We start from the raw sequence: 13,477 nt of genomic DNA on the forward strand, positions 1-13,477 counted from the left end.
GAGCGGTGCTTCAACCGAATGAAGCACTTCCGCCGCTTCGCGACGCGCTACGACCGCAGAACCATTCACTTCCAAGGCTTCCTCTATCTCGTCGCCGCTATGATCTGGCTGCGATGAATGTCGATTCCTCCTAGTGGAGGCAAGGAGAAACTCGGTGGGATCAGCAAGGCCGGGAATCGATATCTGAGGCAGCTATTGGTGGTCGGCGCGTTGGCGGTGATCAAGAGAGCGAAGCTATTGGGCTACGCCCGCCATCCTTGGCTGGTCTCACTGATGGAGCGCCGTTCGGCAAAGGTCGCGGCGGTAGCACTCGCCAACAAGATAGCGCGGATTGCCTGGGCGATGATGAGCCGCAACGAACCCTATCGAGCAATCCCGGTCACCGCCGAAAGGTGAAACACGGCGCAAGCGTCGTGAACGTCTTTGGTAAGAGCAAGAGACTTATAACGCACCTACGCCAGTCGGCCCAAGGAGAGGGACAACCCACTATGCGCCAGGCGCTTCGAGCGCGGGCTTTTGACCGGGACCCAATCCGCGGAGAGCATTATGGCCAGCGGCCTGTTTCTGTGCCGCATCCAAAGGCCGGACACATGGCAGCTCCGACCAGCAATGTGCAAAAAAGTCTACAAAACTCTTGCCAAACCGGAGCCGTCCACACATGGCGCTTTCCTGCCCAATGAAAGCTCCTCGATGATTGGTGGGCTCGGCATAGTATTGGGCTCGGGATAAGTGCGGGACCTGCATATCGATACGCTGAAAGTAGAGAGCCGGAACTTCCAATAGACCGCTTCGCGCCAAGGGCAGACATTCCCGGCATCGCAAAACCAAAAGTCAGGAAAACAAGTATTTGCTTCAATCGGGAAATTCGCGACATGCTATAGGCTGGCCGTGTCTTCCCGAACCTGCAGAATACGGTCAACAAGGCCCCACTCCACGGCTTCTTCCGCTGTCATGAAGCGATCGCGGTCCATCGCGCGCTCGAATTCGTCATAGGTGCGCCCGCAATGCTCGGCATAGAGCCGTGTCATGCGGTGTTTCGTTCGTCTCATTTCCTCAGCATGGATGAACATGTCCGACGCCTGTCCCTGAAAGCCGCCCAAAGGCTGGTGAATATGGATGCTGGCGTTTGGAAGCGCCGTGCGCTCGCCTGGCTCGCCTGACATCAACAGGAACGAGCCCATCGAGCGGGCGGTCCCCATGCAGAGGGTGTGCACGGGCGCGCGAATGTAACGCATGGTATCGTACATCGCGAGACCGCTGGTCACGATGCCACCTGGTGAATTGATATAGAGATGGATCGGTCTCTTGGGGTTTTCCGCCTCAAGAAACAGCAGTTGTGCGCAAACGAGCGCCGATACGGTGTCGTTTACCTCGCCGTTGAGGAAGATGATCCTCTCGCGAAGCAGACGGGAGTAGATGTCGAAGGATCGCTCCCCTCTCGAGGATTGTTCTACGACCATAGGGACGAGTTGCATCGCTTCGCGCATCGGCGAACTCCAATCTTCAGCTTTGGTGAGGTGAGGTTGGCCGCGTCAGGCGGCGAGCATGAGGGGCGGGCTGTTGGCGTTGGCCACGGATCTCGACAACCGCTCGACGGTGGCGCCGGTTAGTTCATGGATGATCCGCAGGCTCGTTCCACCTGCTGCATTCGGGGCGATCGTGAAGGTGACGAAGCTCTCTAGAAATGGTGGGGTGTCGTCGCGCAGCCTATAGCGAACCCGCTCGCCGGGTGTCACCGAAACCGATTCCGGATCGGCGAGCATGTCCTTCGGCAGCCATTTCTCCCGAAACTCCGCGATGCTGATTGCGCGCCAGACCTTTTCCGGCGGTGCATCCAGATCATAGCGCTGTTCGAAACCTCTTTCCTGCACCTTGGTCATCTGGTCGTTCATTGATCCATATCCTTCAGCAAGAGCTTGAGAGCGTCGATGCGATCCGGCCAATAGGCGCGATATTTCGCCAGCCATTGAGCGATCAGGGCGAGCCCATCCGGATCAACCTCGTAATTCACGAAGCGGCCCTCCCGCTGTTCCCGCACCAGCCTGGCAGCGCGCAACACTGCGAGATGCTGGGACATGGCCGGCTGGCTGATATCTATGCCCTGGCGGAGCGCGCTGGCATTCATGCTGCCGGTCGCCAGCTTCTCGAAGATCGTGCGGCGGGTCGGGTCGGCGAGCGCGCGGAAAATATCATGTTCCATCATGTATATCACATAAGCACAGACTTATGTGATTCGCAAGCCTGCTTCGCGATCGCTTTTCGGTTGTCGCACACTTCCTGACTCCGCGGCGCACCGGCTTCTCCGGACAGCGCTCGAGGATCCTCGTCACAAAATTCTGCCGCAAACATTGGAGTTTCGCGGCGGATTTTTGCGACGGCCAATGACCAGATTGGGGCCGGAGGCGGGCCGTCCGCTCTTGGGCTATCGAAAATCGATGCCGTCGTTCGCATTCGCTAAAAGGTGGTTATTCAACCACACGCCAGTTCCGAACATGTGCTGTCGCCGTCGTCCGATCGCGAAGTAGCTTGTAGTCGGCTTCTTCGTCGCGACCATTCATTGTTCGCAGCGCGGTGACGGGGACGACCGGCTTGCCAAGCACGCCGCCAGCCGCATTGATCATCCTCGATGGCGAGCACTGCTCCCACAACATGCTCGCTTTTCCGTAAGTTGCGTCACGCGGTTGGATCATTGACGAGCGTATCGTCGCTATCGACAAAGATAGGCGGGATCTCGATCAGCGAGGCGCCCTTGGCTCCGTGGTCGATGACCTCGAATACGGCGGTCAGCATGCCCTGGACGTCCTGCCGCACCATCTCGATGTGGTCGCCGAGCAGTGCCGCGAAGGGATCCCAGTCGAAGCAGCCCATGACAGGCGTGTGATTTGCATAGTGGCCGGAGCGCTTGATCCACCGCATGACACCTTCGAGCGAAATTGTGGAATTTACGAACATGCCGCTCGGCAGCTCACCCTCCGCCCTGGCCAGCGCTTGAAGGGACGTCTCGGCTTTTTCCGGTGCGTATCCGCAGGTCAGGATATGGCTTTCGTCGATCGGTACACCGATATCGGCATGGGCCGCGCGAAAGCCGCGCACGCGCTCCGCGGTGTTGTGATCGCTACCGCGGCCGCCGATGAAGAGAAGCGGGCGAGCTGCGCCCAGCTTCCGTTCGCTGTTGACGAGAATGCGCCGCGTCAATTCTCGGGCGCCGGTAAAATTGTCGGAGATGACGGAAGGCGCTTTGGTGCCGGGCAGATCGAGGTTGAGGCTTCCGACGCCCGCGGCTCCGCAGAGATCACTGATGCGGTCGGGATCCGTTGCGCCGGTCGAAACCAGCCATTCGACCTGATAGGAAAGCATGGTCCGGGCCGCTTCGACCTCCAGTTCAGGGTCGCGGCGTGTGCAGGTGATGATCGGGAAAAGACCCCGCTCGCGTGCCATGGTTTCGAAGGTCTCGACGATCGATCCGAAATAGCGGTTGTCATATTTGGGCACGATCATGCCGATGATCTTGGACTTCTCCCGTCGAAGCAGGCTGGCCTGCATGTTGATGGCATAACCCTGCTCCTCCGCTAGCCGGGTGATCTTCTCTGCCAATTGACTGCTGATCCTGCGCTTTTTCCAGTTCCCGTTCAACACGGCGCTGACAGCACTGGCCGACGTTCCCGCAAGCTCGGCCAGGTCATAGATCGTAATCTTTTTTGTCGGCCTGTCCTGATTCACTCATATCTCCACTTCGAACACAGCTTGACATTATTGAAGGAAGGTGGCAATTCTGCTTCATCGATTGAGCAAGGTTGCGCAATCGATGAATTTGGTTGGCTGTGGAGGGTCGATCAGGGAGGCATCCGGGATAATCCACGATCATGACCGCGCCGATCCGTTCGGCGGGGGCAGTGATCTCCATGCTTTGCCGCCTGTTGCGGCAAGGCTGGAGGAGAGGCTTGGGCATGAAACCGGAGCGCGTACCTCAACACGTGTTTATTCATTCAAAAGGAGGAAACCATGAAATTCCGTTCAATGATGATGGTGTCGGCCGCTGCCGCTGCCATGTTTGCCGGTTCGGCCTATGCGCAGGAGGCGGCTACCGTCGCATTCCTGATGCCGGACCAGGCGTCGACGCGCTACGAGAACCATGACTATCCCGGCTTCAAGGCGGAGATGGAAAAGCTCTGCCCGAAATGCAAGGTCATCTACCAGAATGCCAATGCCGACACGGCGCTCCAGCAGCAGCAGTTCAATTCGGTCATCGCTCAGGGCGCCAAGGTTATCGTGCTCGACCCGGTCGACTCGGCCGCCGCTGCCGCGCTCGTCGAGATCGCGCAGTCCCAGGACGTCAAGGTGATCGCCTATGACCGTCCGATCCCCGCCAAGCCGGCGGATTTCTACGTGTCGTTCGACAATCAAGGCATCGGCCATGCCATCGCCCGGTCGCTGGTCCAGCATCTCAAGGCACGCGGCGTTGCAGAAGGCGCTGGCGTGCTGCAAATCAACGGCTCTCCTACCGACGCGGCGGCAGGTCTTATCCGTGACGGTATCCATCAAGGCCTGAAGGATTCCGGCTACAAGACACTGGCGGAGTTCGACACGCCCGAATGGGCGCCGCCAAAGGCCCAGGAATGGGCTGCCGGCCAGATCACCCGCTTTGGTGCAGCTATCAAGGGCGTTGTCGCCGCCAATGACGGCACGGGCGGCGGCGCGATCGCTGCCTTCAAGGCTGCAGGCGTAAACCCTGTTCCGCCCGTTACCGGCAACGACGCGACGATCGCGGCATTGCAACTGATCATCTCCGGCGACCAGTACAACACGATTTCCAAACCGTCGGAAATCGTGGCTGCCGCTGCCGCCAAGGTGGCGGTACAGCTTCTGAAGGGCGAGAAGCCGCAGGCGAAGACCTCGCTTTACGACACGCCGTCCGAACTCTTCGTGCCCGCCGTCGTGACTGCGGACAACATCAAGGCGGAGATCTTCGACAAGAAGATCCAGACTGCCAAAGAAGTCTGCACAGGTGAATATGCCGAAGGCTGCAAGAAGCTCGGTATTACCAAGTAACCTTCTATCGAGATGTCCGGCCGCGCCGATGCCCGGCCGGACATGCCCCCGAACCTAAAAAGAGCGTCAAGTCATGGTGCAAGAACACAGGGCGGACCCGGAGAAGGGCAGTCTCATTCTCCGGCTCAGCAATATCTCGAAGAACTTTGGTGCGGTGTCGGCGCTGACCGATATCGATCTGGAAGTGCGTGCCGGCGAAGTCGTTGCTCTCGTCGGAGACAATGGCGCGGGAAAGTCAACCCTGATCAAGGTTCTGGCCGGAGTCCACCAGCCATCGTCCGGTAAAATCGAGTTCTGCGGACAGGAAGTATCGCTCGACAGTCCAAGCCGTGCGCTGGAACTCGGCATTGCTACAGTGTTCCAGGATCTAGCCCTTTGCGAAAATCTCGACGTCGTCGCCAATCTTTTCCTGGGTCACGAACTGTCGCCGTGGAATCTTGACGAGATCGCCATGGAGGTCCGCGCGTGGACGCTTCTGAAGGAGTTGGCGGCGCGCATTCCATCGGTGCGAGAACCGATTGCTTCGCTGTCGGGCGGCCAGCGCCAGACAGTTGCCATCGCGCGATCCCTGCTTCTCGACCCGAAAATCATCATGCTCGACGAACCAACCGCGGCTCTCGGCGTGGCGCAGACGGCGGAGGTGCTGAACCTCATCGAACGCGTCCGCGATCGCGGGTTGGGCGTCATTATCATCAGCCACAACATGGAAGATGTGCGTGCGGTTGCCGACCGCATCGTCGTCCTGCGCCTGGGGCGCAACAACGGCATATTCAGCCCCGACGCATCCAATCAGGAACTCGTCGCGTCCATCACCGGGGCCACGGAAAACTCCGTGTCGCGCCGCCTGGACCGCAAGACGGGCCATACCGAAACCAGCGGGAGCGCCGCATGAGCCAGAATATGTCAAACAAGGATCAGGCGCTCGACCGCAGCGACATCAGGGTCAAGCATGACGATGGCCTGAGCGGCATGCTCAGGAGTTTCGTTGATCGCGTGCGATCCGGCGATCTGGGCATGCTGCCGGTGGCGGTGGGGCTGGTCGTCATCTCAACGGTCTTCAGCATTCTCAACCCGATCTTCCTGGCACCGAATAATCTCGTGAACCTGCTGTTCGACTGCGCGACCGTCGGTATCATCTCGCTCGGCATCGTCTGCGTCCTGCTGTTGGGCGAGATCGACCTGTCCGTCGGCTCGATGAGTGGCCTGTCATCGGCTATTATCGGTGTGCTCTGGGTCAATTCGGGTCTGCCTGTCATCGTCGCGATCTTCGCGGCGCTCGCGACTGGCGCTCTGGTCGGCGCGGTCTACGCCCTGATGTACAACCGACTGGGCATGCCGAGTTTCGTTGCCACGCTTGCAGGATTGCTCGCGCTTCTTGGTTTGCAACTCTATATCCTTGGCCCGACCGGGAGCATCAACCTTCCCTATGCCTCGCCCCTGGTGCGCTTCGGTCAGATCCTGGTGATGCCGGATTGGATGTCGCACATTCTGGCATTGGCGCCGGGTCTCATCATGGTCATTGCCGGCTTCGCCATTCGCAAGCGCAGGCAATCGGTCAATCTTTCCTCGCAGCCATTGAGCAATCTCCTGATCAAGGTGGCCGTGCTGACGGTCGCTCTGGAATTCGCCGTTTATTATTTGAACCTCGGCCGCGGTGTGCCGTGGATGTTCGGCCTGTTCGTGGCGCTGGCCGTCATCTTGAACTATGCACTGACGAAGACGCAGTGGGGGCGGTCTATGTTCGCCGTCGGCGGAAACCGTGAAGCGGCCCGCCGCTCGGGTATCAATGTCCGTCGCATCTACCTGAGTGCGTTCATGCTGTGCTCGACCTTGGGCGCCCTTGGCGGCATCCTCTCGGCGTCTCGCCTGGCATCATCCAGCCAGCAGGCCGGCACCGGCGATGTCAACCTGAATGCGATCGCGGCAGCCGTCATCGGCGGGACAAGCCTGTTTGGCGGCCGTGGCAGCGCTTATTCGGCGCTGCTCGGCATCATTGTCATCCAGGCGATCTCCAATGGCCTTACCCTGCTCAATCTCAATTCGTCCCTGCGCTACATGATCACCGGCGCGGTACTGGCGATTGCCGTCATCGTCGACTCGCTTGCGCGCCGTTCGCGTGTCAGCCATGGCCGTGCCTAACAACAATCTGGAGGAAATCTCATGGCTGAACTGATGAAGGGCAAAGTTGCCGCAATCACCGGCGCTGCATCGGGCATTGGTCTGGAATGTGCCCGCACCCTCTTGAGGGAAGGCGCAACCGTGGTGCTGATCGACCGGGCAAAGGACAAGCTCGAAGCGCTGTGCTCGGACCTCGGAGACCGCGCCAAGCCGCTGGTGGTCGATCTGCTCGACGGCAAGGAGTTGTCCGGCATTCTGCCGCGCATTCTCGAGGTTGCCGGCGGTCTCGACATCTTCCATGCCAATGCCGGTGGCTATATCGGCGGTCCGGTCGCGGAAGGCGATCCGGATGCCTGGGACCGGATGCTCAACCTCAATATCAATGCCGCTTTCCGCTCAGTTCACGCGGTGCTGCCACATATGATCGCGCAAAAGTCAGGCGATATCCTGTTCACGAGTTCTATTGCCGGTGTGGTGCCGGTTGTGTGGGAGCCGATCTACACCGCATCGAAATTCGCTGTTCAGGCTTTTGTCCATTCGACCCGCCGACAGGTCGCAAAGGATGGGGTGCGCGTGGGCGCAATTCTGCCCGGTCCGGTGGTCACCGCTCTGCTCGACGACTGGCCGAAGGCCAAGATGGAGGAAGCGTTGGCGAATGGCAGTCTGATGCAGCCGAAGGAAGTGGCCGATGCCGTCCTCTTCATGCTGTCTCGCCCTCGCAACGTCACCATCCGCGACCTCGTCATCCTGCCCAACAGCGTCGATCTCTGATCGACGCCGACGGCAACTTCCCGATATCCCAAGATCTGCAAGAGCCAACACCATGATCGACGCAGCGAACACCACAGCGCCCGCCGCCTCACGCTATCTCATCGGCGTCGATGTCGGCACTGGAAGCGCGCGTGCCGGGCTCTTTGATCTTTCGGGCCGGCTGATGGCGGTGGCCAAGCGCGATATCTCCCTCTTCCGGGAGGCCGGCACCATTGCCGAGCAGTCGAGTACTGAAATCTGGGACGCCGTCTGTACGGTTGTCCGCGAGGTGGTCATTGCTGCCGGGGTGGATACGGCGGCGATCATTGGTCTTGGTTTTGATGCAACGTGTTCGCTGGTCGTGCTCGGCGAAGGCGGGCGCCCTCTTGCTATTGGCGCATCAGTGGATCCCAACCGCGACATTATCGTCTGGATGGACCACCGTGCCGTTGCCCAGGCGGAACGGATCAACGATATGGGGCACGAAGTCCTGCGATATGTGGGCGGACGGATTTCCCCCGAGATGCAGACACCGAAGATCCTTTGGCTGAAGGAGAATCGTCCGGAAACGTTTGACGCGGCGTGGCAGTTTTTCGACCTCGCCGATTTCCTCACCTGGAAGGCAACCGGCGACCTTGCACGCTCCACCTGCACCGTGACCTGCAAATGGACCTATCTTGCCCACGAGCAAAGATGGGACCCGACCTATTTCCAAGAGATCGGTCTCGGGCCGCTTGCCGACGAAGGTTTCGAGCGGATCGGCACACGCATCGTCGAGCCAGGGACACCGCTGGGGCAGGGGCTGACGGCGCAGGCCGCGAAGGCCATGGGATTGCAGCCAGGAACTGCGGTCGCCGCCGGTATGATCGACGCTCATGCTGGCGGGATCGGCACTGTTGGTATCGGTGGCCGTCCGGCAGCCAATCTCGCCTATGTCTTCGGAACCTCGTCCTGTACCATGACTTCCACCGTCGAGCCCGTCTTCGTGCCGGGCGTTTGGGGACCGTATTATTCAGCCATGGTGCCTGGCATGTGGCTCAATGAAGGGGGACAAAGTGCTGCCGGTGCCGCGATCGATCAATTGCTGGCCTTTCATCCTGCCGCGGCGGAAGCGAACGGGATAGCAGAGCAGCGACGTGTGCCGCTGCCGGCCCTGATCGCTGATGCAGCCGCTGAAAAAGCAGGCACCACTTCGGAGGCCGTACGTCTGGCGACGGGCCTGCATGTCGTTCCAGAATTTCTTGGCAACCGCGCGCCTTTTGCCGATCCCCATGCCCGAGCGGTGATCGCAGGCCTTGGCATGGAGCGCGATTTTGGCAGTCTCGTCTCGCTGTATGTGGCAGGGCTCTGTGGCATCGGTTATGGTCTGCGACAGATCATCGAGGCCCAGGCTGAAGCCGGTGCACATATCGAAAACGTCGTCATCAGCGGTGGTGCGGGGCAGCATGAACTGGTCCGACAGATACTTGCCGACGCCTGTGGCGCACCGGTGATCGGGACCCTATCGGAAGAGCCGGTTCTCTTGGGTTCGGCCATCCTTGGAGCGGTCGCAAGCGGCGCCTTTCCGGACGTAGTCTCGGCGATGAAACGGTTGTGCAGTCCCGCGCACGTTTATATGCCGGCGGTGGGCGAACTGGCGGAGATTCATGCTAAACGGTACGTGGCCTTTGCGGAATTGCAGACGCTGGCCAGAGGATTGAAAGATAGTTGATTTTGCTTGAAGTTACCAAGCTATAGGCTCAGGACCTATTGAAAAGCTTGCGGCGGTCTACTGCCTTGGATTCATTGGGATCGAAAGTAGGCGGCCAAGGCGAGCCGGCTCCATTCGGACGAGCGTCATGATGATGAGCGCTGCGGGCGATCCAACTGTGTAGGTGCCGCCACCGGTTGGAGTGACGCCTACGGTACGGGCACCGCTCCGATCTGTTGCATAAGACTTAAGAGGTCTGGTTGACCGCGCTCCTCCACGATCTTTCCGTCGGAAATGCGGTAAAAGTTTACAGCCTGGACGCTGATCGACTTCCCGGTGGCGGGAACCCCGAAAAAATCGCCATGGTGCGTTCCCCGCATGGTGAAACGCACTGCGATCCGAGTATTGCCGGCGCCAAGATTGTCCTCTTCAGCAATCGTCTCTTCCAGCGTCCACTGGATGTCGGGAAAACCGCTGCGCATCATACCGATGATGGCGAGATAGCCGCCGAGGCCCTGCATGGGCTCACTCCGGTTCGGGACATGGAAGATCGCGCTGTTAGCGATCAGCTCACTTCCGAGCGTCTCGTCGGCCGTGTTGATGAATTCGACAAAGCGCCGCATGAATGCGTTGGCAATGGCAGACATGATAATCTCCGTTAGAAATCGTTGGCGTGCGGTCAGCCGCGGCCCACGGCACTTCAGGCGCTTCGTCCGAAGCTCGACAAGTCCGCTGAGGTTAAGACGACAATCTTTCCCTCCGCCTGGTTTTGCTCCATCCACCGATGCGCCACAGCAATTTCGCTGAGCTGGGCCGTGCGGCCTATCGGCACTTTCAGCTTTCCTAATGCAATATCAGTCAAAATGCTGTCGAGGGGCATTTGCATGAACTCGGAGACACCGCCTGAATAGGTAGTCAGGCGCACGTAGTTGGGGATTGCATCCATGGGCGCGAAGCTATCGAACGACCACTTATCACCAACCATCCCTGCCATGCAGACCACGCCTCCGGGCCGAGTGCATAGGAGGGAGTCGGCAAGAGTGGTCGTGCCCACCAGTTCGAGGACCTTGTCGACTTTTGCGATGCTGGCACTCAGATGGCCATCATCCACTATTCCCTCGTTGGCTCCGTGCTCAATTAGAAGGCTGGTCCGTGTTGCCTGACGCGTCGTGCTCAGGACATACGCGCCGTGATTGCAGGCCAAGCCAGCAGCAGCAAGGCCGACCGAGGTCGATCCGCCACGAATGAGCAGTCGCTCACCCGGCTGGAGGTCGAGAGCGCGGAATAGCGAACCCCAGGCCGTCTGAAACATTTCGGGTACGGCACCGAGGACCTTCCATGGCAGATCCGACGAAAACTTGCGCACCTGGCTGGCCGGCACGCAGGCAAATTCGGCATAAGCGCCATCGAATTGCCGACCCATGCCACCCATCACGGTGGCGACGGTATCACCAGGGGCAAATTGACCACCAGGCGCGTGCTCGACGATACCGACAGCCTCGATACCCAGGACGCGCGGGAACTGAACGCCCTGCGAATGTCCCTGACGGGTGAATAGCTCAGATCGATTGAGGCCAAAGGCAATGACCTTGATCAGAACCTGGCCGTTCTTGGGCATTGGGACCGGGATGGTCTCAATGTTCAGGACTTCGGGGCCGCCGGGACCCCGCATCACCGCTGCTTGCATCATCGACATCAAATCACCTGCTTGAGTTCAGGCACGCCAAGACCAGCGAGGGCGCAATGTGAGCAGCAAGGGCGCAGATTAGCGCACTCATCACAGCCTGAGAGTTTCAGTGCCGCAATCAACCGGCTCATAAGCCGGCCACCCACTTGCCCAGCAGCCCGCCCTCTGTATCCCTCTTCGAGGCGACCACCTGTGCGCTCGCGACCGTCGTGAAAGCGGTGAATACCGCGGCTGCATCCATTAGTCCCTTATGCATTTGTGCCACCTCTTGAGAGTTCGACATAATACACCGTGCATTTTTATTGAGTATCGAGCTATAAGTTGCTTCAATCGTGCACCAGGATTGGGAATGCATAATCTGCCGGAACTGGAAGCATTGGTCGCGACCGCACGCCTCGGCTCATTCGCCGCCGCGGCGCAGCAACTCGGCATTTCGGCAACGATGGTTGGCCGCCGTATACAGAACCTTGAAGCTCGCCACGGCGCTCGTCTGCTGGAGCGGACGACCCGCGCCCAAAAGCTGACTGTCCTTGGAACCCAATTCCTAGAGCAGTCGATCCGCATCCTCGACGAGCTCGCAGTTCTCGACGAACTATCCAGCCCTGCTGCCTCGCTCAAGGGCTCGCTACGGATCTCTGCTCCTACGACCCTTGGCGTCACTACACTAGGTCCAGCGATCGCCGAATTTGCCAAAGCGCACCCGGCTCTGTCGGTGGAGTTGTCGCTGTCGAACCGGCGGGTGGATCTTGTGGCCGAAGGCTACGATCTGGCGATCCGCGTGGGCGATCTTCCGTCGTCCACGCTGGTGAGCAAGCGCATCGGCACGTACCGCTTTATCTGCTGCGCATCACCGTCGTGGCTGGCAGCGCATGAGGAACCAGCGACACCGATGGACCTGGCCAAGGGAGGCTGTATCGTAAACAGCAATTTTAACCCGCCCGATATCTGGCACTTCATCGATGCCAAGGGCGAGGCCATTGCCGCCAGGATCTCGGGTGCGCTGCAGTTGGACAACGATGAAGCACAACGGACCATTGCACAGCAGGGTGGTGGCATCGCCTGCCTGCCTGTCGATTTGGTGCGATCCGACCTCCAGGACGGTAGCCTAGTCCAGTTGCTGATGGATTTCGGGACTGACTCCATGCCCATCCATGCGATCTACCCGTCCCGAAGGCTGCTGCCCAAGCGCGTTGCCGCTGTGATTGATGCAGTCGCCGCGGCGCTCAGCCGCAGCGATTTTCCGATTTCCAAGTGATTACCCACGAGCGAGGCAGTGAAACATCTGAAGATGGTGAGATGCAGTCGCGTCGAATGCCTTCGAAGAACTTTCGTCATGCTGAGGGCTGATCAGGTTTCGTGATATGGTTACCCAAAGCAGACGTTCGGCTAGCCACGTTACCCTAGACATTTCAATAACCAAGCGGACCGGCAACTTTCAGGAGATAGTCGGGCATTCTTATGGATGTTCATTCGGAGCGATCCTGGAAAACTGAGGTGTGGTAACTCCAGTCTCCTAAATCCGCTCCGAATGGACAACCTCCTGAAAGCTCACACCTAGAGCGATAGCTTGGGTTTTATCGTGACGGCCTCGGTTTGCCCACAAAGGGTATCGCCGTCGACGGCTTCAAAGGCGACGATAGGCATGCCGCCGGGGCCGTAGTGATGTTTCACTTGGAAGGCGACCTTACCCTTGCCCTTTATCCTCGAAGTGAGCTTGCCAAAGATGCGCACCACCATTGGAGCTCCAAGCTCCACAGAGTTCAGTCTTGGGTACCTTGCCGGCAGCAAAGGCGAGGTGGATCAAATACTGAACGAAGCGAAAGCAGCTGGCGCCACGCTCACTGACGCAGCTCATGACCGACCGTGACGACGGGCTTTCATCGCGATATCTCCCTAGCGGCATTCTCGATCAGCCGCGCTACAGGCCCAGGATTCGACACCATCACCACATGCGAAGCGCCCTTGATTGCGACCGTTTCGCGGGCGTGAGCCCGTTCAGCCATGAAGGCAGATGCTTGCGGCGGGATATTCTTGTCCGCGTCGCCGTAGATGAACCGTAACCGGTGTTCTGCCCCCACATTGCCTGCCGCCGCCTGATCTGTGATCGACATTCCATGGATGAGCGACAAGGAGTTTCTCCATGGAGTCTACGTTGGAGGTTCTCACGAGGCGGCAGAGCCGTC

General features: G+C 59.4%; 15 protein-coding genes and 2 pseudogenes. 8 read left to right on the forward strand and 9 right to left on the reverse strand.

Features of this window, described 5'->3' with window-relative positions; all coding sequences use genetic code 11:
• Positions 1-117: 117 nt before the first annotated feature.
• Together C5J26_RS33770 and C5J26_RS32120 are read left to right on the forward strand one after the other, a co-directional pair.
• Positions 118-189: pseudogene (locus tag C5J26_RS33770) on the forward strand (hypothetical protein); the annotation flags it as partial.
• Between the two features lie 27 nt (positions 190-216).
• Positions 217-396 carry a hypothetical protein gene (locus C5J26_RS32120; protein WP_371681972.1) on the forward strand — a complete coding sequence of 60 codons (180 nt, stop codon included), beginning with the start codon at positions 217-219 and terminating at the stop codon, positions 394-396.
• A 479-nt stretch (positions 397-875) separates the two neighbouring features.
• Here C5J26_RS32120 and C5J26_RS32125 read toward each other — a convergent pair whose 3' ends face one another.
• From C5J26_RS32125 to C5J26_RS32140, 5 genes are all read right to left on the reverse strand, one after another.
• Positions 876-1,487, reverse strand: a complete 612-nt coding sequence (locus C5J26_RS32125; RefSeq protein ID WP_105405456.1) for an ATP-dependent Clp protease proteolytic subunit — start codon at positions 1,485-1,487, stop codon at positions 876-878.
• A 45-nt stretch (positions 1,488-1,532) separates the two neighbouring features.
• A complete protein-coding gene (locus C5J26_RS32130; RefSeq protein ID WP_105405457.1) occupies positions 1,533-1,892 on the reverse strand; it encodes an SRPBCC domain-containing protein in 360 nt (119 codons plus the stop codon).
• On the reverse strand, positions 1,889-2,203 hold the full coding sequence (locus tag C5J26_RS32135; protein ID WP_105405458.1) for a helix-turn-helix transcriptional regulator: 315 nt from the start codon (positions 2,201-2,203) through the stop codon (positions 1,889-1,891). The genes C5J26_RS32130 and C5J26_RS32135 overlap by 4 nt, the downstream gene beginning before the upstream one ends.
• A gap of 262 nt (positions 2,204-2,465) precedes the next feature.
• Complete coding sequence (locus tag C5J26_RS33035) at positions 2,466-2,651, reverse strand: hypothetical protein (protein WP_172746228.1); 186 nt, start codon at positions 2,649-2,651, stop codon at positions 2,466-2,468.
• 22 nt (positions 2,652-2,673) lie between these two features.
• Complete coding sequence (locus tag C5J26_RS32140) at positions 2,674-3,720, reverse strand: LacI family DNA-binding transcriptional regulator (RefSeq protein WP_105405459.1); 1,047 nt, start codon at positions 3,718-3,720, stop codon at positions 2,674-2,676.
• A 297-nt stretch (positions 3,721-4,017) separates the two neighbouring features.
• Between C5J26_RS32140 and C5J26_RS32145 the strand changes: the two genes are divergently transcribed.
• The 5 genes from C5J26_RS32145 to C5J26_RS32165 all read left to right on the forward strand — a co-directional run bounded on the left by C5J26_RS32145 (position 4,018) and on the right by C5J26_RS32165 (position 9,628).
• Positions 4,018-5,049 (forward strand): sugar ABC transporter substrate-binding protein, encoded by a 1,032-nt coding sequence (locus C5J26_RS32145; RefSeq protein ID WP_371681971.1) that lies wholly within the window; start codon positions 4,018-4,020, stop codon positions 5,047-5,049.
• Between the two features lie 73 nt (positions 5,050-5,122).
• Positions 5,123-5,941 carry an ATP-binding cassette domain-containing protein gene (locus C5J26_RS32150; RefSeq protein ID WP_105405460.1) on the forward strand — a complete coding sequence of 273 codons (819 nt, stop codon included), beginning with the start codon at positions 5,123-5,125 and terminating at the stop codon, positions 5,939-5,941.
• Positions 5,938-7,188 carry a sugar ABC transporter permease gene (locus C5J26_RS32155; protein ID WP_172746229.1) on the forward strand — a complete coding sequence of 417 codons (1,251 nt, stop codon included), beginning with the start codon at positions 5,938-5,940 and terminating at the stop codon, positions 7,186-7,188. The genes C5J26_RS32150 and C5J26_RS32155 overlap by 4 nt, the downstream gene beginning before the upstream one ends.
• Positions 7,189-7,209: 21 nt before the next feature.
• Positions 7,210-7,938 carry an SDR family oxidoreductase gene (locus C5J26_RS32160; protein WP_105405461.1) on the forward strand — a complete coding sequence of 243 codons (729 nt, stop codon included), beginning with the start codon at positions 7,210-7,212 and terminating at the stop codon, positions 7,936-7,938.
• Between the two features lie 52 nt (positions 7,939-7,990).
• On the forward strand, positions 7,991-9,628 hold the full coding sequence (locus C5J26_RS32165; RefSeq protein ID WP_105405462.1) for an FGGY-family carbohydrate kinase: 1,638 nt from the start codon (positions 7,991-7,993) through the stop codon (positions 9,626-9,628).
• A 188-nt stretch (positions 9,629-9,816) separates the two neighbouring features.
• Here the strand turns inward: C5J26_RS32165 and C5J26_RS32170 are convergent, their stop codons facing one another.
• Complete coding sequence (locus tag C5J26_RS32170; protein WP_046668779.1) at positions 9,817-10,254, reverse strand: ester cyclase; 438 nt, start codon at positions 10,252-10,254, stop codon at positions 9,817-9,819.
• Positions 10,255-10,307: 53 nt separating this feature from the next.
• Positions 10,308-11,303, reverse strand: a complete 996-nt coding sequence (locus C5J26_RS32175) for a zinc-binding alcohol dehydrogenase family protein (protein WP_105405463.1) — start codon at positions 11,301-11,303, stop codon at positions 10,308-10,310.
• A gap of 340 nt (positions 11,304-11,643) precedes the next feature.
• On the opposite strand from C5J26_RS32175, the gene C5J26_RS32180 reads away from it, so the two are divergent.
• Positions 11,644-12,549, forward strand: coding sequence for a LysR family transcriptional regulator (locus C5J26_RS32180; protein ID WP_046668780.1), 906 nt, complete (start codon positions 11,644-11,646; stop codon positions 12,547-12,549).
• Between the two features lie 299 nt (positions 12,550-12,848).
• Here C5J26_RS32180 and C5J26_RS32185 read toward each other — a convergent pair whose 3' ends face one another.
• Together C5J26_RS32185 and C5J26_RS32190 are read right to left on the reverse strand one after the other, a co-directional pair.
• Positions 12,849-13,031 carry a hypothetical protein gene (locus C5J26_RS32185; protein WP_105405464.1) on the reverse strand — a complete coding sequence of 61 codons (183 nt, stop codon included), beginning with the start codon at positions 13,029-13,031 and terminating at the stop codon, positions 12,849-12,851.
• Between the two features lie 140 nt (positions 13,032-13,171).
• A pseudogene (locus C5J26_RS32190) lies at positions 13,172-13,348 on the reverse strand (alpha/beta fold hydrolase); the annotation flags it as partial.
• Between the last annotated feature and the right edge of the window lie 129 nt (positions 13,349-13,477).

This window comes from Neorhizobium sp. T7_12, from assembly GCF_002968535.1.
Classification (GTDB): Bacteria; Pseudomonadota; Alphaproteobacteria; order Rhizobiales; family Rhizobiaceae; genus Neorhizobium; species Neorhizobium tomejilense.